The 18826-nt window shown below is 54.6% G+C and carries 16 protein-coding genes; 13 read left to right on the top strand and 3 right to left on the bottom strand.

Going from position 1 to position 18826, the window contains the following annotated elements; all coding sequences use genetic code 11:
* The first annotated feature begins 1 nt into the window (after position 1).
* The 6 genes from rfbA to BTO02_RS06965 all read left to right on the top strand — a co-directional run bounded on the left by rfbA (position 2) and on the right by BTO02_RS06965 (position 6718).
* Positions 2-895 carry a glucose-1-phosphate thymidylyltransferase RfbA gene (rfbA, locus tag BTO02_RS06940; RefSeq protein WP_075156419.1) on the top strand — a complete coding sequence of 298 codons (894 nt, stop codon included), beginning with the start codon at positions 2-4 and terminating at the stop codon, positions 893-895.
* On the top strand, positions 880-1428 hold the full coding sequence (rfbC, locus tag BTO02_RS06945; RefSeq protein WP_075156420.1) for a dTDP-4-dehydrorhamnose 3,5-epimerase: 549 nt from the start codon (positions 880-882) through the stop codon (positions 1426-1428). The genes rfbA and rfbC overlap by 16 nt, the downstream gene beginning before the upstream one ends.
* 105 nt (positions 1429-1533) lie before the next feature.
* On the top strand, positions 1534-2433 hold the full coding sequence (gene rfbD / locus BTO02_RS06950; protein ID WP_075158659.1) for a dTDP-4-dehydrorhamnose reductase: 900 nt from the start codon (positions 1534-1536) through the stop codon (positions 2431-2433).
* Positions 2434-2751: 318 nt separating this feature from the next.
* Entirely contained in the window at positions 2752-4536 is a 1785-nt protein-coding gene (locus BTO02_RS06955) for a glycosyltransferase family 61 protein (protein ID WP_083615021.1), read from the top strand.
* Positions 4537-4643: 107 nt separating this feature from the next.
* On the top strand, positions 4644-5981 hold the full coding sequence (locus BTO02_RS06960) for an MBL fold metallo-hydrolase (protein WP_075156422.1): 1338 nt from the start codon (positions 4644-4646) through the stop codon (positions 5979-5981).
* Between the two features lie 29 nt (positions 5982-6010).
* Complete coding sequence (locus BTO02_RS06965; protein ID WP_198039203.1) at positions 6011-6718, top strand: class I SAM-dependent methyltransferase; 708 nt, start codon at positions 6011-6013, stop codon at positions 6716-6718.
* Positions 6719-6806: 88 nt separating this feature from the next.
* Here BTO02_RS06965 and BTO02_RS06970 read toward each other — a convergent pair whose 3' ends face one another.
* The 3 genes from BTO02_RS06970 to BTO02_RS06980 form a co-directional block, all read right to left on the bottom strand.
* The gene (locus BTO02_RS06970; RefSeq protein WP_075156423.1) at positions 6807-7586 is read right to left on the bottom strand and encodes a sulfotransferase family protein; all 780 of its coding nucleotides are present in this window, start codon (positions 7584-7586) and stop codon (positions 6807-6809) included.
* Between the two features lie 412 nt (positions 7587-7998).
* Complete coding sequence (locus tag BTO02_RS06975; protein ID WP_198039204.1) at positions 7999-9642, bottom strand: glycosyltransferase family 61 protein; 1644 nt, start codon at positions 9640-9642, stop codon at positions 7999-8001.
* A 154-nt stretch (positions 9643-9796) separates the two neighbouring features.
* Positions 9797-10348 (bottom strand): GNAT family N-acetyltransferase, encoded by a 552-nt coding sequence (locus BTO02_RS06980; protein ID WP_075156425.1) that lies wholly within the window; start codon positions 10346-10348, stop codon positions 9797-9799.
* A gap of 303 nt (positions 10349-10651) precedes the next feature.
* On the opposite strand from BTO02_RS06980, the gene BTO02_RS06985 reads away from it, so the two are divergent.
* The 7 genes from BTO02_RS06985 (at position 10652) to BTO02_RS07015 (ending at position 18687) form a co-directional block, all read left to right on the top strand.
* Positions 10652-11068: a sugar 3,4-ketoisomerase gene (locus tag BTO02_RS06985; protein ID WP_332262260.1), complete on the top strand. Its 417-nt coding sequence runs from the start codon at positions 10652-10654 to the stop codon at positions 11066-11068.
* The gene (locus tag BTO02_RS06990; RefSeq protein WP_075156426.1) at positions 11065-12174 is read left to right on the top strand and encodes a DegT/DnrJ/EryC1/StrS family aminotransferase; all 1110 of its coding nucleotides are present in this window, start codon (positions 11065-11067) and stop codon (positions 12172-12174) included. Before BTO02_RS06985 ends, BTO02_RS06990 begins: the two co-directional genes overlap by 4 nt.
* Positions 12167-13720 (top strand): hypothetical protein, encoded by a 1554-nt coding sequence (locus BTO02_RS06995; protein WP_075156427.1) that lies wholly within the window; start codon positions 12167-12169, stop codon positions 13718-13720. The genes BTO02_RS06990 and BTO02_RS06995 overlap by 8 nt, the downstream gene beginning before the upstream one ends.
* 126 nt (positions 13721-13846) lie before the next feature.
* Positions 13847-15703: a glycosyltransferase family 2 protein gene (locus BTO02_RS07000; RefSeq protein ID WP_075156428.1), complete on the top strand. Its 1857-nt coding sequence runs from the start codon at positions 13847-13849 to the stop codon at positions 15701-15703.
* Positions 15704-15917: 214 nt separating this feature from the next.
* Positions 15918-16655 (top strand): ABC transporter permease, encoded by a 738-nt coding sequence (locus BTO02_RS07005; protein ID WP_198039205.1) that lies wholly within the window; start codon positions 15918-15920, stop codon positions 16653-16655.
* 2 nt (positions 16656-16657) lie between these two features.
* Positions 16658-17395 carry an ABC transporter ATP-binding protein gene (locus BTO02_RS07010; RefSeq protein WP_075156430.1) on the top strand — a complete coding sequence of 246 codons (738 nt, stop codon included), beginning with the start codon at positions 16658-16660 and terminating at the stop codon, positions 17393-17395.
* A 419-nt stretch (positions 17396-17814) separates the two neighbouring features.
* Positions 17815-18687, top strand: coding sequence for a glycosyltransferase family 2 protein (locus BTO02_RS07015; RefSeq protein ID WP_075156431.1), 873 nt, complete (start codon positions 17815-17817; stop codon positions 18685-18687).
* The last annotated feature ends 139 nt before the right edge of the window (positions 18688-18826 follow it).

Below are 18826 nucleotides of genomic sequence, written 5' to 3' on the forward strand. Positions count from 1 at the left end.
CATGGCGCGCAAGGGCATCATTCTCGCGGGCGGTTCGGGCACGCGGCTGTATCCGATCACGCACGTCGTATCGAAGCAACTGCTTCCTGTGTACGACAAGCCGATGATCTATTACCCCCTGTCGACACTAATGATTGCGGGCATCCGCGATGCGCTGATCATCTCGACGCCGCAAGACACGCCGCGCTTCGAGGCGATGCTGGGCGATGGCAGCCAATGGGGCATGAATATCCAGTATGCGGTGCAGCCGTCGCCGGACGGTCTCGCACAGGCGTTCATCATTGGCCGTGAATTCGTCGGCAATGATCCGTCGGCGCTGATTCTCGGCGACAACATTTTCTACGGCCACGATCTGGCGACACAGCTGGAGCGCGCGGATGCGCGTAAAGATGGCGCGACGGTGTTTGCCTATCACGTGCATGATCCCGAGCGCTATGGCGTGGTTGAGTTCGACAAGGATTTCCGCGCGCTGTCGATCGAGGAGAAGCCGGCGAAGCCGCGTTCGAACTACGCGGTGACGGGGCTATATTTTTACGACAATCAAGTTTGCGATATCGCAGCCGATATCAAGCCGTCGGCGCGCGGCGAACTCGAGATCACCGATGTGAATTCGCGGTATCTATCGCAGCAACAGCTGGACGTCGCGATTATGGGTCGCGGCTATGCGTGGCTCGACACAGGTACGCATGAGTCGCTGATTGACGCCGCCACCTTCATCGCTACGCTGCAGAAGCGGCAAGGACTGGTCGTTGCGTGCCCCGAAGAGATTGCGTACCGTCGGCAGTGGATTGACCGCGAGCAACTCGCGGCCCTTGCTCGGCCGTTGACCAAGAACGCGTACGGCAAATACCTGCAAAACATCATTTCGGATCAAATTGCATGGCCATCCAAGTAACCGCGACGTCCCTGTCGGGCGTTAAGATCATCGAGCCGAAGGTTTTCGGCGATACGCGCGGTTTTTTCTTCGAAAGCTATAACGCGCGGGAGTTTGCAGAACACGTCGCGCCGGGCCTCGAATTTGTGCAGGATAACCACTCGCGCTCAATGAAGGGCGTGCTGCGCGGGATGCATTATCAGATACGGCATCCTCAAGGAAAGCTGGTCCGCGTGGTGTCGGGCGAAGTCTATGATGTTGTGGTAGACCTTCGACGCGATTCGCCGACGTTCGGAAAGTGGGAAGGACTTCATCTGTCCGCTGACAACAAGCGCCAGCTGTGGGTGCCTCCCGGTTTCGCGCATGGTTTTTATGTGACGTCGGATAGCGCTGAATTCCTCTACAAGACAACCGACTATTGGTATCCCGAGCATGAGCGTTCCTTGTTGTGGAATGACAGCGACGTTGGCGTCGAGTGGCCGCTCGACGGCATACCGACGCTGGCCGATAAGGATGCCGCGGGAGGCTTGCTCAAAGAAATAGAGGTCTACTGAGAGGGGTGGTCTATTGCGGTTCCGTTGTGAGAGGGCGCCGTCGCAGTGTTTCGATGTCCATGATGCGTGTGCGCTCGGTTGGTACGGATTCTTATCTACTTCTCTATGTCGGCTCTTCCTGAACGAAACATTTTGATCACGGGCGCATCTGGCCAGGTCGGCTTCGAGTTGGTGCGGTCCCTGCAAGGGCTGGGTCGTATTGTTGCCCCGGATCGCCAGGCATTGGATCTGGGCGACTTCGACCAGATTCGTGAGGTCGTACGGGATGTCCGGCCCGCGCTGATCATCAACCCCGGTGCTTACACCGCGGTGGATCAGGCCGAAGCCGAGCCCGAAGTGGCGATGCGCGTGAACGGTGTTGGGCCCGGCGTATTGGCAGAAGTGGCGAAGGAAGTGGGCGCCGTACTGTTTCACTATTCAACGGACTACGTGTTCGACGGTACGAAAGCGGATGCATATCTTGAGGGCGACGTCACTGGTCCCCTAAACGTCTATGGTGCGAGCAAACTGGCTGGTGAGCTGGCCGTGGAACAGGCGGGATGCCCTTGGCTCGTGTTCCGCACGAGCTGGGTGTACGGCGCACGGGGGCGCAATTTTCTTCGCACGATGCTGCGGCTTGGCGAAGAGCGGCCGGAGTTGAGGGTCGTGGCGGATCAGATTGGGGCTCCGACCTGGTCGCGTACCATCGCGTCGATAAGCGCTCAGATCGCGGCACTCGGTCTGCTGACGCATCGCGGTGATACTGCGTGGTGGGCCGAGCAATCGGGTCTATACAACCTCACGGCTTCCGGCTCGACGTCGTGGGCGGGATTCGCAGAGGCAATCTTCCAGCTTGCTCAGCCGGCGGCGCGAACGCGTGTGAGTCCGATTACCTCGGAAGAATATCCGACACCTGCGCGGCGCCCCAAAAATTCACGCCTCTCCAGTTCGAAGCTGGTATCCAGGTTCGGTATTTTCCCTCCCGATTGGCACGACGCTCTGGCGCTGTGTATCCGTTCTTTGTAATTTCTAAACTCGGACCCGATATTGGGGACTTGCCGTTTAGGTCTTTCCTGCTTGTCCTGGAAGAGTTCAAATGGGCAGCGACGACCCTTATGCAGAGAGGTGGCCGTTGTGAACGCATGTCGCTGCAATCACCGTCCTGATCGCGGATCTGACCGACATTTTCGTGGACGGTTTCGGTTTTCACGAAGTTCAGGTAGTCTTGACGCTATCCTCAAGCATTCGCCGCATGATTTTGTGTGGCGCATCTTATTTTGAGCTTGTTCATAGGCAATCGACGGCGATGCTCCGATTGCGAACAACCCGAGAGGTGCTGTAGCAATGATTCGACTTACGGCTATTCGAATTCGTTTATTGCGGGTGTTGGCCATTTTGCCGATCGTCGATAAGGATTACTACCTGGCGAGGTATCCTGACGTCGCGGAGGGGCGAGCCGATGCCGCCGCGCATTTCTTCACATATGGCCTATGGGAAGGCCGTACGCCGAATCGGTTTATTGAAGAACTGCCGGATCGGACCAGATATCTTTTATGTTGGCTGCTTAAGTCGTCACGACTCGTTGACGGCGACTTCTATTTGAATCAAAACCGGGACGTCGCGCAATCCGGACTCGATCCCATCGATCATTATATCAGGTACGGTTTTCGAGAAAGACGCCTGCCAAATCGCCAACTAGAACGTTGTGCGAAGCGTCTGAATTCGATGCGAGCTGTTTTGCGACGCGGTTTTCTGTGCCAGTTGGACCGCCGCGTTCTTTTGCGCCAGTTGGACCGTCGCGTTCTATTCGAGCTCGCCAAAGGCGAACGCTACCCAACACCTCGGCTATACATAGCTATCCGACGCCTGCGCCGAATGGCTCAAATTGAGGGAGCACGGGTCTTTCTTCAGTGCTTACCTATAGCGGATCTGAGCGCAAGGCGGTACGACTGGGTTGCAACGCGCCATATCGAGGGCAAAACGAAATTTTCGTTTACGACGTCCGAAATTATTGGCGACGACGAGCCACGCTCGGTACGAATCATTGAACTGCCAGAGAAATGGATTGCCGCCGTCGACGATGCCGATGTGATCGGCGCCTTTCAGGTGGTAGCAAATGGCCATTTTGTGCACTACGAACCCGCCGCTCATCCGGCGAACGATTTTGTAGCGGGGAGCTGGCCCTATGTTACAGGCGTTGGCGGTACAAACAAGGTGGTGGTCTGGTACGAATATCAGAATGAGCAGCAGATCGAACAGGGGATTCTGATCAGCGGACGCTGCAGCCCGAATTACTTTCATTGGCTGATTGAATATCTGGCACGTATCTACATCGTCGATATGGTCGAGGCGTTGCAAAATATACCGCTGATAATCGATGGTGGGATGTACGATCAGGAAATCGAGTCGATAAAAGCAGTTTGTCCCGACTGGCCTATCCATTTCGTCTCGCGGGGCACCCTTCTGCGAGTTCGCAAGCTATATATTCCATCAATACCGACGTATCTCCCCGATACGCTAGATGTGCCATCTTGGCAGGCGAGCGTACTTTGCCACAAGGCACTGGCATTCGTGCGAAACGCCATATTCTGCCATTACGCAATCGATCAGGCTGCTATTCTGCCGACCAGAAAGATTTTTCTCGCACGACGCGGGGCGCGTAATCTGGATAATACCGAACAAATCGAACGGCGTTTGGCGTCGATCGGATTCGAAATTGTCGACACCGCTGAATTATCGTTCGAGCAGCAAGTGCGGTTGTTTGCAAGCGCGGCAATCATCGTCGGTCCAGTGGGGGCCGCGTTCGCGAACCTGATTTTCTGTAATCCTGCATGTAAAGTCCTAGGGCTGACATCGCCATACGTCAAGAGATTCACACTTCAATCCCAGCTCGCGGCTTTTGCTGAGTGCGAATATAAGATTTTGCCGGGAACACATCCTGACTACGTTCATGGCGCGGAGCAGGGAATCAAGGACGTTGATTTGATGCATGTCAGCTTCAATCTCGACCCGGAACTTCTTCTGAGTTCGATAGAACCCTGGCTTAATGCCTTATCAACTTCTGATACATGCTTATCGAGTGCGGTGAATAAACCAATTGCAGCTTTCCCTCTTCGTGATCAATTCTGAGTGAGTCCGGATGCGACTCTCTCCGTGATTCAAGTAGATCGGTCGCTGATTCTGAACTGATCGCGTTTGTCTGATGTGATGGTCGATTTTTTAGATTGGGAGGGTAAATGGAAGGAAGTACGGACCTGGACGAGCAGCATTCCACTAGGCTGGAAGAGTTTTATTCCTCGAAGAGCGACGGTGTTTTTTACCTGTCGCATGCATCCATTTTAGTCCGTTTGAATCAGAGGACATTCCTGTTTGATCCAGTTCTCGCGAAGCCGCCTCATCTCGGGTCCTGGCTCTTCTACCCCGAAATGCAGATGGACAAAAGACTGCTGGAAGTCGACGCCGTCTTTGTTTCGCATCAGCACCAGGATCACTACGATGTCGATTTTCTGCGAATGTTGCCGCCGCACACGCCAGTGTATATCGTATCGGGACGCCCGCAATTCGCCGAAATGCTCGGAAAGGAAAGAATCGCCTATACCGAGCTGGTCGCGGATCGTGTTACCGAATTGTTTGACGGTGTAAGTTGTTTGGGTATCAACCACGAGTATAATGGAATCGATGCCGCAATTGCGATTTCGAACGGGAAGTTCACCGTGTATCACGGCAACGATTGTTTCGTTTCCAATGAAAAGCTGGAGATTATAAAGCGCATATATCCAAAAATAGATGTTGCCTGTATTCCGTTCGCTTACGTTCATTGGTATCCGTTCCTTCTGGATGGTGTCGACGAGGCTTGGAAGAAAAAGGAGACGGACAGGTTGGTGTGCGAATATCTCGAGTATGGGTTGCGGCAGATCGAATTTCTTCGACCTGAAGTTGCAATTCCATTTGGCGCAAACATGTTTTATGCCGATGATGTCGATTCGGAACACAATAAAGCGGTGATGTCGCCATTTGATTTCAAAGAATACGCTGAAAAGAAAGATTTTGCATTCAAGGACAATATCCTTCCACTGTTTTCCGGGGACACTGTGCTTTTCGAGGAAGCGGGAGAGCGTCGCCGTCTTGACGTCCATTGGAACCGCATGACGCGTGACGACTTGATGCGCGGGTTTGATGCCTATCTGAGCCGCGTGAGAGTAGAAGGTACGGGATTCGACGCGCAAGCGTTTGAGGCGTTGACCTACGACCAAATCAAAGACATCGGGTTTATTGCCGACAGACTGAAGGATACCGGCGATCGAATGGGCCATAAAATCTACATATCCAATTCCGATAATCCAGCGTGGGGCGTAGTCGAAGTCGATATTTCATCGCATGCCGTCGAAAGAAAGTCTGAAATCGATGAAACACTTCCTTATCACCATTTCAAATTGACAGATCTGGCATACAAGGCTTATTTTAGCCAGCAATATACGTTTAACGAGATCGTTGCAAGTAGTCGATTCAAGCTGAGTCGCAAACCGAATGAGTATCATCTTGAGGTTCTTCGTATTGTAAATAATGTCTTATAACCTTGATTTCGAAAATTTCACGGTGTGCGATGATGAATGAAATCGATCGATTGGAACAGATTTCAGAGGATTTTGGTTACTCGGCAGGCGTCATGGCGGCGTCGATAGAATACTGCTATGCAGTATTCTCACGTCACCTTAATGGGCGGAATATTCTCGAGCTCGGGCCCGCCGAGGGCCTGATGACCGAGCTTCTCCTGAGGAAAGGAATCCCTTTGACGGTAGTCGAAGGCTCGCACAAATTCTGTGAGAGCATATCGAGCCGTTTTCCACAGGTGAATGTCGTCCATTCGTTATTCGAGGAATACCGACCTGCTGAGAAGTACGACAACATCATATTGGGACACGTTCTGGAGCATGTAGTTGATCCAGTTGCGCTCTTGGTCCGAGTGAAGGCGTGGTTGAAGGAGGGCGGTAAGGTGTTCGCCGCCGTTCCGAACGCACAGTCGATACATCGGCAAGCAGCCGTCATCATGGGGCTTCTGGCGTGCGAAGACGAACTCAATGAGTCCGATCTCCACCACGGTCATCGGCGCGTTTTCGGCTTGGACGCGTTCCGCGAGTGTTTCGTCGGCGCCGGGTTGACGATCGATGTGTCGGGCGGATATTGGCTCAAGCCGTTATCGAATGGACAAATCGAAGGGCACTGGACTCCTTCGATGATTGCCGCTTTTATGGAGTTAGGTGAGCGATATCCAGAGATTGCAGGCGAGATCTATGTAATCGCCTCGGATTGACGAAGCGCCTGAACGCTTAGTGCTTGTATCGATGGACGACGCGCCCATGCAGGGCGCGTCGACGCAGGACGCTTGCAACGATCAGCGTTTACCACCAGCCGTACGTCGCGTTATATCCGGCGAACGCATTTTCGATTGTCGAGATTTCTTCCTGACTCAATGCGGGCATTGTTTTGGTCAGCGATTTTTTAGGTTTGCCGTAGTTATCTGAAAACGTGGCATCGCTCTTGTCGATTTCGAAAAGCATCTTTCCAAAACCAGACCGTCCGACGCGATACCCTAGAAAACTTTCCAACGCGCGAAACTCGTCTTCGTTACCATTTGAGATTTTTTCAAAGCTCAAAAAGTGGATGTGGTTCGCTTTCGCAAGGTCCGATATGGATGCGCGATAGTAGTAGTTGAAGACCAGCCCGATTAGGCTTTCGAAATCCATTGTCACGCCTTTTTTCTCGGATACACGTGCGAAGGAGGCGACAACATCGCGGGGATCGCGAATTACACAAACCAGTTTGAATTTATCGAAAAACGCCGGCAGGCAATCGATATAAAGCGTCAGTTCGGGGTCTTTCAGAATTAATTCCTGTGCATTTACACCCGGGAAATGGCTGAGGGCGATGTCAATCATCCCGCGGATCGCGGGATTGAATGCGGAAGCTAACTCTGTGTTGGACTTTGCGAACGCGTCAAAACGGGGTTTATCAGAATAATTAATAATATCGTGATATTGTCGGATGAGTTGCGTGATAAACGTGCATTCTGGAAGCATGGGGAAAGCCCTCGGACCCTCCGATAGCAAGCTGCCTACTAGAGTAGTGCCGCTTCGGGGTGCTCCCACACAAAAGGTAATACTGTACGAGGAAGGGGTCATAACTTTTAGCGTTCATCTGGTTGATAGAGAGGCGGATATCATGGATCGCTCGGAAAAGACAGAGATCCTTTCGTTTGAATGTGAATCGCGTCGTTATTTTTCCGCAAAACACAATAGATCGATCTTTAAATTAGGATCGTTTTACCACGTTATGTGTTGGGATGACGCCTTGTCCTCAACACCGTAAGGCCGCGCGACATAAGTTGAAAACGAATCTTTGCCATTGTGAGGAAAATTTGATGTAACTCATTGTTTTGACGATGATGTTCCGCGGATGCGATGGTCCCGTATGAGGCCTTTTCAAGATCGACGGTAACACGGCGGAAAAAGATTCGCGCATGACGCGATCTTTCCGCGAGCCGATCCTGGGCATTCGGAGCAGCGTTGGAGACTCAGGATGAGCGCGATGGTCTCACTCCCAAGACAGTAGCGCGGCTCCGAGCGTCTCGATATTCACGCTGAAGCTCAAATGCATCAGTTCGACGTCACGCAGCGTGTGCTCGTCACCCGGCTTGTACATCGGATGCTCGCCGGCAACTATCTTGTAGTCGCATCCCGCGAAACCGGCAAGATTCGCCTGTATGCAGAATCGCTTTCCGAACGGGGTCGCGAGTCCAAGGACCCTGCAACCAGCCATGCAGAAGATCAGATTCGTAAATGCTGCCCCTAAGGGCCCGACAATCATTTTCGATTCCGCGAAGAGTCGAACTTGCTCTTCGAATGCCAGCGTCGCCGTATCGACACATTCAAATCCGTGCTCTTCCAGCAGTGCTTCGACTTCCTCGCTGTTGATGATGCTGCGAGCACCTCGGCGCGAGAGAAAAATCTTCCGGGAAGGTTCGACGCGCTCGATGCCATATCTCGCGAAAATCGTCTCACGCAGATACGACAGCGTCGACGTGCAAAGAGCGCTGCCTTGCCAGAAGGGTATTTCGAGCGTGTCTGGCAAGAAGGTAGGAATCGATGGGATGTGAAGTCGCGAGACTTGGAGCAGCGTTCCTCGTCGAAGAGGAAAAATCGGCCAGTTTGGGCAAATCGCCCATAACGATTCGAGTTCCTGTGGAAACATCGCGCCATCGACGATTAGCGGCACGTTACGCAATTCGCTGACGGGCAGAACCGAATAAATTCTGGCGAGATATTCGATCAACCAATGATAGTAGTTCGGACTGCATCGCCCGCTAAGCAGAATGCCTTCTGGAATCGTCTCGCGGTTGTCATACTCATACCAGACGGCTGCCGCTGGCCTGTTCCTGATTCCTGTAACGAACGGCCAGCTTCCCGCGACGAAATCGTTATGGGGGTTGCCCGCTGGTTCGTACAGAACCAGATGATCGTGCGCGACGACCTGAAAGCCGCCGACGACCGTCGCGTCGGACATGGATACGATCCATTTGCTCGGCACTTCGACAGTCCGAAGCACGCGAGCCGTCTCCTCGCCGAAAATCTCGGGCTCGAAAAACGAGTAAAGTTTGGCCGGTTCGATCGCTCTGACCGACGCCCAATCGAACTTTGCTTCGACGACATTTGCGACAGGAAGCGCTCGCACGAAAGTCGTCCTGCTTTGACGCATCGACAGGCGCCGTTCAAACATCGCCAAAACATCGGTGGCGAGCGAACAGCCTCTCTTGGCAGACCAGAAGAAATAGTCGCGTCGGACCTTTGGCCAGACGTTGGACTGGCGGCCAGTGAGGCTCGCGAGGGCGGCGGCGACCATGGTGCGCGTCGTCATCCCGCTTGACGCGGATTGATTTGGCTGGCGATTCTCCAGGAAACCGAAGCGAACGTAATGGACGAGCGGGTCAATTCCTGCAGAGGAGACATCCGGATACCGCGTTCGATAAAACTCCTCGTCGAATTTTAATGCAGAGCCGATCGTTTTAAGTAGAGATCTGCCCGCCCGTCGTTTTATTGATCCATAAAGCCGATTCGGCGATCTGCCTTCGCGTACGCCATGAAAAAAATAATGTTCTACGGGGTCCATGTTCTGTGTGGCGACATCCGGATAACGTTCGAGATAATATTCTCGATCGACGATGTGCGTTAGCGACAGCACCTTTACCAGTGTCGTCCTAATGGAGCGCAATTTAGATCTCATTGTCTCGTCAAGCGGATCCGACCGCTCGTGTGTCCTAATCGATATGGCAATAAATCAACTATGGAGGCCGCACCACGGGGCAAGGCCTCGATGCGCATCTCCTCGTGCAGTGCTAGTTCTGATCCGGAAGGAATTTGCGGTACCTCGCTCTGATTTCCTCGTACATTTCCCTCCTGTAATCAAAGAAGTGGTCTTGCTCGTCAGACGATATGATGCGCGCACCAAAACGCAGATGAAACGCAACGACACGCTCGTTATCTCGCCGGACGTCAAAGTGGGATTTATTGAAGCCGAGCGAATAAAAGGCAAATTCGTAAATGTTGAGCGCCGATTCGATTGCGACCTGCCCCGGTGCATCCGGTTTAATCAACCAGCTGCCCCAGCAAAACGAATCGTCTTGATAATCGTATATACGGACCGTGCCAACGGGTGTGTGATCGAGGAGTTCGATCACAAAATAATGTTCAGTGCCGGCTTGCTCGCGTTCTTTATACGTCGCAAGCCACGCCGCCTGCCTCTCGATTTCCGTCGTTGTTTTTGAGATAAAGCGATTTCGCCGCTCGTCGAGGCGTAATGAAAGAATGAATTCTGCGTCAGCCGGTTCCGCATATCTGAGGCGAATGCTTCTGCCAACGATTGGCGCAGCGGGTGAGTCGCGGTTCATATGGAGTCTCCGTACCCAAGGTGAATGTGTTCGAATGCGCTATCGCTGGACTCACTTTTCAGTGAAAATAACTCGCACCAGCAGGCTGATATAAACTATTGATAATTTAGCTCGATAGAGTGCAGCTATCTATCGACAGGGAAACTGAGTGCCGCTACTATACTACGTTGACCTAGTCAGGGGTAAACCAGCAAATGCAACCCTCGACGTCTAGGCATTCTAGAACCGGCATCCGATGCCCCTGTCATTGGTACGGCCACAACCTTGTTTCCCCTATTCGTTTTCCAGTGTGAATCTCATCCTATGATCAGCATCAGCGACTGCCAACTACTGGAATTTTCCCGAATTTTTGATCCACGAGGTTCGCTGACTCCGATCGAAGGCGGTACGCAAATCCCCTTCGATATTCAGCGTATTTACTATATATACGACGTTCCCGCGGGCGCCAGCCGCGCGGGCCATAGCCATCGGGAGTTGCAACAGGTACTGATCGCAATTTCCGGAAGTTTTGATGTGCACGTCGATGATGGCGAGCAGCGGAAGACGTATCACATGAATCGTCCGTATCTCGGTTTGTATGTCCCCAAAATGATCTGGCGTGAAATCGATAATTTCTCGGCCGGTTCAGTGTGTGTTTCGCTTGCTTCGGCGCACTATGCCGAATCGGATTACTACCGTCAGTATGACGACTTTCTTCGTGCTGTAAGGAGCGACGCATGAAAGTTCCGTTTCTTGATTTATCCGCTGCTTATCGCGAACTAAAAGACGGACTGGACGGCGCATATCAGCGAGTTTCGGAAACGTCGTGGTACATCCAGGGTTCGGAAGTAACTGAGTTTGAAAAGGAATTTTCCCGTTACTGTGGGGTTGGCCACTGTATCGGTGCGGGCAACGGCCTCGACGCTTTGCATCTGATCGTGCGTGCATTGGGAATCGGCCCGGGCGACGAGGTTCTAGTTCCGTCCAACACGTTTATTGCGACCTGGCTGGCGGTGACCCATGCAGGCGCGATGCCCGTCGCAGTCGAGCCTGATGCGTTGACGCACAACATGGACCCGGCGCGTATCGAAGCGGCGATCACGCCTCGCACGAAGGCGATCATGCCGGTGCACCTGTACGGTCAGGCGGCGGACATGGATCCTATTCTGGCCATCGCGCAGGCGCATGGTCTCAAGGTCATCGAAGATGCCGCACAGGCTCATGGTGCGCGATATCGGGGACGCCGGGTCGGCACGTTTGGATGCGCCTCGGCATTCAGCTTCTATCCCGGCAAGAACCTGGGCGCGCTCGGCGACGCGGGATGTGTCGTAACCGACGACGCCGCGCTTGCGAAAGCCATTCGGGAACTCGGCAACTACGGTTCGGCGCAAAAGTACCATCACGATACCTTGGGGTTCAACACGCGTCTCGACGAATTGCAGGCAGCGTTCTTGCGCGTGAAGCTCGCTGCGTGCGACGAATGGAATGCTCGCCGACAGGCGATCGCAGCCCATTACCTGACGCGGCTCGCGGGGGCGAACCTGATCCTGCCGAAGGTTCTCGACGAGGCCGAACCTGTGTGGCATGTGTTCGTGGTGCGTGTCCAGCAGCGGGATGCAGTCGTGAAGATGCTTGCCGAGAAGGGCGTTGCGACGCTGATTCACTATCCGATCCCTCCGTCAAGGTCGGGCGCATACGCGCACCTGGGCTTGTCCGATGGGGCGCTCCCGATTGCCGAAACGCTGTGCGGCGAGGTCCTGAGCTTGCCGATGGGACCGCACTTGTCGTTGGAAGCAGCCGATCACGTTTGCGACGCGCTTCTCGCGGCGCTGGAAGTGCATGCATAAGAAGATGAAAGACGGGGGGACGTATTCGTCGACGGATGAATTGCTAAGCGACGCAAATGCTCGCGTGGCCGTCGGCGATATCGCGAGCGCACTGCGGCTCATTCAGGAGTTCGTTCAGTCGGTGATCGGGGATCCCCGGACGGTCGCGAAGATCTTCGCAAATAACTCTCTCGACACTTTCTGTCGAGACCTAGGCGCACGGGTTCTCGAGAGTTTGCCGGCTTCAAACAAAAAAAATGGAGCAGGCGAGTGCGGCCCCGTCTTTCTGGCAACAGAGTTGTATTCGACCGGTGGACATACGGCGGTCCTGGAAGACTTGCTGAAGGGCGGCAGTTTTCCAGGTCGCGCCGTCATCCTGCTGACGAATCTCATGGGCACTGCGAACCTCGAAGTGATCCAGCAGAGGTTCGCGCCCTACGACGTGGACGTTCAATGCGCGCCCGACGCAGGTCCCGAGGCTAAGCTCGTGTGGTTGCTCGAGCGCCTCAGGGACCTACACGCTACGCACCTGTTTCTGTTCAATCATCATCAGGACAGCGTTGCCGTGGCAGCGGCTCAGCGAGGCTTGGCACAACAGACGGTCTTCTATCACCATGCCGACCATCATCTATGTCTAGGCGTGACATTGGACTATGACCTGCATGCCGATTGCTCTCCGATGGGGTTCCACCATTGCCGCGATGAACTCGACGTTTGCAACACCGTCTATTGGCCGCTGACGGCGTCGGACTGTGGTGTTTCGGAGTTCGACGGTCGCTCGCAGGCGGGTGGGCACGGGCTGCGAACCTGCACGGCGGGGACCCGCAACAAGTTCGAGCAGCCTTATCAGTACGATTTTGGTGACTTGCTGCCTAAGATTCTTAACGCTACGCGCGGTACGCACGTGCATTTCGGGCTGCTGTCGGAACCCACGCTGACACGCATCCGCGACGGCATGCAGTCGCTCGGCATTGCGGCTGAGCGACTCACCTACATCGAATGGGTGCCGAGTGTGTGGAAGGCATTGCAGGAGCAGATGGTCGACCTTTACTTCAGCTCTTTCCCGATCGCGGGCGCCAGAGCGGTCGTGGAGGCGCTTGGCTCGGGAACGCCCGTCATCGCTCACGAAAGCTACCTTTCCCGCTTTCACGGCGCGATGGACATGTTGTATCCCGAAGCGTTCACGTGGAAGACGCCGGATGCGTTGCTCGCTCACCTCGCTGTGCTTGAGCCGCAACGTATCGAGCAGGAGCGAAAGTGGGCGAGAGAGCGCTACGAGCAGATGCACGCGCCCGAAGCGTTGCGCGCGGCCATTCATGCGGGACTCGACGCGCCGCCTGCGGCGCCTTTACGCCCATACTCTCCTGATTTGCTGCAGACATTTTTGGACGAGAGGCAAACGATGCCTGCCGTCGATACGATTCGCAAACAGCTGATCGAGGTCGATGGTGAGCTCCGTCGATCGAGAGAAACGCTCGACGGCATTTATGCGTCGCGATCCTGGAGGCTGACGATGGCGATACGGTCGCTGACTCAAAAGCTTCGGCGTCAGGGAGCCAGTCACTAGCGCCGGGCGCGCTGGCCACTTCCGTTTTCGCGTCGGGCGGCGTCTTGGTATGCCGCCTTATCTACCGACGGTGTGCTGTTCTATCGTAAACACACTTGACCTTGGCTTCGATTCGATCCCCGCATCATGTACGAATCTTCTGAATTGCCTCAGATCGATATCTCGACCGTTACGTTCAACTCATCGCGTTGGCTGAGCGGATTTTGGGAGAGTCTTGTCACGCAGCGCTACCCGCTGGACAAAATTTCGCTCGTGATCCGCGACAACGCCTCGACTGACGACACAGTCGCGCGCATCCGGGACTTTATCGCGCAAAACGAGCACCGTTTTGCGGCGGTATCACTGGAGTGCGGTGCGAATGTTGGATTTGGCCGTGGGCACAACGCGAACCTCGCACGCGGCAAGGGCGCATTTTTTCTCGTCACGAACGTCGATCTGACGTTCGATCCGGTTGCGATCGAGCGAGCCGTGCGCGTCGCGCAAGCCGACGCCGAGGACGTAGCGGCGTGGGAATTCCGGCAAAAGCCCTATGAGCACCCGAAGTACTACAATCCGGCCACCCTCGAAGTGAACTGGGCGTCGAGTGCATGCATCCTGTTCAGGCGCGCCGCTATCGAGGCCGTCGGTGGCTATGAACCGCGCCTGTTCCTCTATGGCGAAGACGTTGAAATCTCGTATCGTCTGCGGGACCGCGGTTACGTGTTGCGCTATTGCGTCGATGCCGTATGTTGGCATTTCACGTACGAGTCGGCCAACGAGTTGAAGCCAGCGCAATATTTCGGCAGTACTGTGGCAAACGTACTGTTGCGGATGCGATATGGAACCTACGGTGAAATCGCTCGGGGGGTGCTGATGTATCTGGGGCTGATACTCGTGCCGATTTCAGTGCCCGGGCGCTTGAGGGGAATGCTGGCCGGTCTGTGGAAGATTCTGCGTGACGGCCCGTACTTCATGGCGACGCGTAAGAGGTCGGGTCTCGCATTCCCGTTTCGCGGGTGGGATTACGAACAGTCGCGTGAACATCCTTTCTTCGTGTTCGGTGCGCTACCTGACGACGTACCCCTCGTCAGCATCATCGTTCGGACCGTCGAGGGTCGCGGAGGCAAGTTGCGGGAAGCGGTTCGCTCGGTAGAGCATCAGACGTATCCTAACATCGAACTGGTGGTTGTCGAGGATGGGTCGGCGCAGGCAAAGTCGTTTATCGACGAGGTCGCCGCGAGCGGACGGATCGCCAGAGTCCAGTATCACTCGATTCCCAAAGGCGGTCGGTGTATCGGAGGAAACGTCGGACTTGCTGTCGCGACGGGCGAGTACGCGTGTTTTCTCGACGACGACGATCTGCTGTTCGCGGATCACGTCGAAGTCTTGGCTCCACGTCTCACGGAGCGCGCCGATCTGGCCGCCGTCTACGCTCTGGCTTTCCAGATTGAGACAGATGTGATCAGCCATGAGCCTTGGGAGTACCGCGAAGTCAACCGGTTCGTCGCCTACCGGGAGTCGTTCTCTAGACCCGCCATTTGGCATCACAACTTCATTCCCATCCAGGCGATTCTCTTTCGCCGTTCGCTATACGACGAGTTCGGTGGTTTCAACATCGAACTCGATCGCCTAGAAGACTGGGACTTGTGGGTGCGATATAGCCAGCGCCAGGATTTCGAGCTGATCGAAAAGGTCACATCCGCTTATCGTGTGCCTGCGAAAGAAGGGCAGGCGACGGCGCGACAGCAGGAGCTTGACGACTACTATCAGAAAGCGATCGCCGCGCGCCAGCAAATCCTGGTGCAGATGACGCCGAATCAGGTGATGGAATATGCGGCCGAGCTGGCGAAGATCATGTATCCCGTTGCGGTGTCGCGAAGTCGCCTGCGTTCCATTGCCAAAAGGATTCCCGGAATCTGGACGCTTCGAAGGATCTATCTGACTTCCCGAGGCGTGGTGGACCGCATCAGGCGCAGGGTTGGCGCGGCCCGTGCGGAGCGCTAGCAGGGAACGGCTGCGCCGCATGGTACTGTATAATCACCGACTGTTCGCTCGCCGCATGTGCGGCAATTTTCTTGTGCGATAGCGCGGGTGCATTGCGGAAATTGGTCGCCTGCTGCTGTCGACTTTGGCGCATTAAGCGCAATCGTTTTTGCCGGTTTACCGGCGCCACGGTCACTCAATAATGTTAGTAACAGAGCTGTATGGCTACCGGCACGTGCTGACGCAGTTAGTGACTCAGCAACTGCTGGCCCGTTATCGTCGGACGATCTTTGGCTATTTGTGGACTATTCTGAACCCCTTGATGATGATGGCGGTTTCGGCCGTCGTGTTCTCTCACATCTTCCGGTTCGGTCTGCGCGACTATGCCATTTTTCTCTTTGCCGCTACGGTGCCATGGAATTTCTTTAGCGGTTGTATTGTTCAAGCGGGCAGCGCTATTGTTGCCAATGAAAGTCTGATCAAGAAAGTATATATCCCGAAGCTGGTTTTCCCCGTGGCGACCGCAACGGGTTCCTTGCTCGACTCTCTGTTCGGCTTGGTGGCGTTGTTCGTCATCGCATTGATCGTCGGTGCGAAAGCAAGTTGGGCGCTGTTTTTTCTGCCGATCTCGTTTGTCATTCTGTATGTTTTTGCCGTCGGACTGGCACTCATCGTGTCGATCATGATGGTCTATTTCCGCGACTTGCAGCATTTGATCGGCGTGCTGCTGCAAGCGCTGTTCTTCCTGACGCCTATCATGTACCAACCCGAGGCGCTTTCGCCGCGGCTGCAACGGTTCATACGGTTCAATCCGTTGTTTTATTTCGTGGACCTGTTTCGGGCCCCCATTTATCGTTCGGAATTTCCGTCGATGCCGACGCTCGGAATTACTATTGGACTGGCTGCAGTTAGCTTTGTGATAGGAATCAAGGTGTTTCGTTCGTACGAGCACAAATTAATTTTCAGGCTTTGATTATGTCGCGCATCGAGGTGGCCGATGTCTCTTTACGGTTTCGTCTTTATCATGACAAAACCCCGAGTCTAAAAGACTATGTAACGCATTTTCTACAAGCAAAGGCGAAGAATAAATTTACCGATTTTTGGGCGCTCAAAAACGTAAATCTTGTCATAGAGCGCGGTGATCGGGTCGGTATCGTGGGGCATAATGGCGCCGGTAAAAGTACGTTGCTGAAGACGATCTGCCGTATTTATACGGCGCAGTCGGGGCAGGTCAAAATCAGCGGGCGTGTTGCACCCTTGATTGAGATCGGCGCCGGGTTTAATCCCGAATTCAGCGGGCGCGATAATATTTATTTTAGTGGGAGCATTCTCGGTTATTCCCGTGAAGAGCTTCGTCGGCTCGAGGGTGAGATTATTGCTTTTACCGAGCTCGAAGAATTCATCGATACGTCGGTCAAATACTATTCGACTGGCATGTATATGAAGCTTGCTTTCGCGATCGCAACGGCTGTGCATCCGGAAATTCTGATTCTCGACGAGGTATTTGCGGGCGGCGACGCCTCGTTCATCGAGAAGGCGAAGAAACGGATGACTGAGTTCATCGACAAGGCGAGCATCATGGTCTGCGTGTCTCACGACATGGATTTGCTGCGCTCCTTGTGTAACCGCGTGGTGTGGTTGGATCATGGGCAAGTTAGGGCCGACGGCCCACCGGAAGAGATTATCTCCGAATATTTGAGTGCGCGGCGGTGAGCAGGCGGCTTTTTTGAACCGACGCCGCGCCTGTTAACGGATATGTTCCGAGGCTCGCGCGGGCGTGCTATTGCGCGAGCCTTATCGGTACTGAGTTGCCGCTTGTGCGAAACGAAATTGGCTGGCCGTTTTCGGTCACGTGAGCGAAAATTTCGATATGCTACCGAAGCGCAAAATGGCCCGAGTGCTTATGGGGCGACACCGGCCATTATCATGCATTGACGCAGTACGTGCTTTTTAGCCGCATCAGCAAAACGATCGTCGATACTCGTAACACACAGTTGTGCCAGAAATCAAAGCATCAAACTGATAAAACGTTCCCGTGCGCGGTTACGTCGAGAATTTAAGACAAAGGTTGCTCGCCGTAGCGTTTTTAAGCACACTTGCGCTTTACATAGGTTCTGGCCAACCTGTAGTTAATGCACAAGACCGACAAATCCCCCATTACCGCCGTGGCGTCCGACCTAGACTCTCGTGGATTGTCCATCTCGATCGTAGTGTATCGGCCGCATGTCGCGCTACTGAACGAGACACTGGCGAGCATCAGCGCAGCGTATGAGGCGTTGCGCCACACGCGCAATAACATTCCGCTGGCGATATATTTGGTCGACAATGGCGGACTGCAGGAACGCGACGTTGCAGATTCGCTGCGACTGCTAACCCAGTCAGGCGCAACGTGCCAATTGATTCGCGGCCACGGCAACGTCGGCTATGGCCGCGGCCACAATCTGGCCATCGAGGAGACTGGCAGCCGGTATCACCTTATCCTGAATCCGGACATCGACATGGACCGTGACGCGCTGGTGAAAGCGTTCGAGTTTTTCGACGCAAATCCCGTCGCGGGTCTGATTACGCCGCGTATCGACGACGATCAGGAGGGTATCCAGTACCTTTGCCGTCGTTACCCGACCGTGTTTGATCTGTTCGTGCGAGGGTTTCTGCCGGGCCGCTTTCAACGCTGGTTCAGCCAGCGTCTTGGTCGGTACGAGATGCGCGACTTGGTTAACGAGCGCGATGTGTTGTGGGATCCACCTATTGTAAGCGGATGCTTCATGATGTTCCGTGCGGATCTGCTCCGGCGGCTGTCGGGCTTCGATCCCCGCTACTTCCTGTATTTCGAGGACTACGATCTGAGCATGCGCACCCATAAAGTCACGCGGGTCGCGTATGTGCCTTCCGTGCGAGCGTTTCACCACGGCGGCGGCGCGGCTCGCAAAGGCTCCGCGCACATTCGTATGTTCGCCGCTTCCGCTTTTAAGTTTTTCAACCGCTTCGGCTGGAAATGGCTATGAGTCATGTGGTCGTGAGCGGCGCGAACAGGTTCGTCGGACGTGTCCTGTGCCGCAACCTGCTCGACGGGGGGGGGCCGTGTGACGGACTCGTGTGGCGGCGTCCCGGCGATGCGTGGACGGCGTGTCGGAGTGGGTCGAC

The sequence above is a fragment of the Paraburkholderia sp. SOS3 genome, from assembly GCF_001922345.1.
Lineage (GTDB): Bacteria > Pseudomonadota > Gammaproteobacteria > Burkholderiales > Burkholderiaceae > Paraburkholderia.

What these genes read in the sequence shown, in the direction of transcription:
- BTO02_RS07010 (WP_075156430.1), top strand. Translation starts at nt 16,658, where the DNA reads ATGTCGCGCATCGAGGTGGCCGATGTCTCTTTACGGTTTCGTCTTTAT.
- BTO02_RS06955 (WP_083615021.1), top strand. Translation starts at nt 2,752, where the DNA reads ATGATTCGACTTACGGCTATTCGAATTCGTTTATTGCGGGTGTTGGCC.
- rfbC (WP_075156420.1), top strand. Translation starts at nt 880, where the DNA reads ATGGCCATCCAAGTAACCGCGACGTCCCTGTCGGGCGTTAAGATCATC.
- BTO02_RS06960 (WP_075156422.1), top strand. Translation starts at nt 4,644, where the DNA reads ATGGAAGGAAGTACGGACCTGGACGAGCAGCATTCCACTAGGCTGGAA.
- BTO02_RS06965 (WP_198039203.1), top strand. Translation starts at nt 6,011, where the DNA reads ATGATGAATGAAATCGATCGATTGGAACAGATTTCAGAGGATTTTGGT.
- rfbD (WP_075158659.1), top strand. Translation starts at nt 1,534, where the DNA reads ATGTCGGCTCTTCCTGAACGAAACATTTTGATCACGGGCGCATCTGGC.
- rfbA (WP_075156419.1), top strand. Translation starts at nt 2, where the DNA reads ATGGCGCGCAAGGGCATCATTCTCGCGGGCGGTTCGGGCACGCGGCTG.
- BTO02_RS07015 (WP_075156431.1), top strand. Translation starts at nt 17,815, where the DNA reads ATGCACAAGACCGACAAATCCCCCATTACCGCCGTGGCGTCCGACCTA.
- BTO02_RS06995 (WP_075156427.1), top strand. Translation starts at nt 12,167, where the DNA reads ATGCATAAGAAGATGAAAGACGGGGGGACGTATTCGTCGACGGATGAA.
- BTO02_RS06990 (WP_075156426.1), top strand. Translation starts at nt 11,065, where the DNA reads ATGAAAGTTCCGTTTCTTGATTTATCCGCTGCTTATCGCGAACTAAAA.
- BTO02_RS06970 (WP_075156423.1), bottom strand. Translation starts at nt 7,586, where the DNA reads ATGACCCCTTCCTCGTACAGTATTACCTTTTGTGTGGGAGCACCCCGA.
- BTO02_RS07000 (WP_075156428.1), top strand. Translation starts at nt 13,847, where the DNA reads ATGTACGAATCTTCTGAATTGCCTCAGATCGATATCTCGACCGTTACG.
- BTO02_RS06980 (WP_075156425.1), bottom strand. Translation starts at nt 10,348, where the DNA reads ATGAACCGCGACTCACCCGCTGCGCCAATCGTTGGCAGAAGCATTCGC.
- BTO02_RS06985 (WP_332262260.1), top strand. Translation starts at nt 10,652, where the DNA reads ATGATCAGCATCAGCGACTGCCAACTACTGGAATTTTCCCGAATTTTT.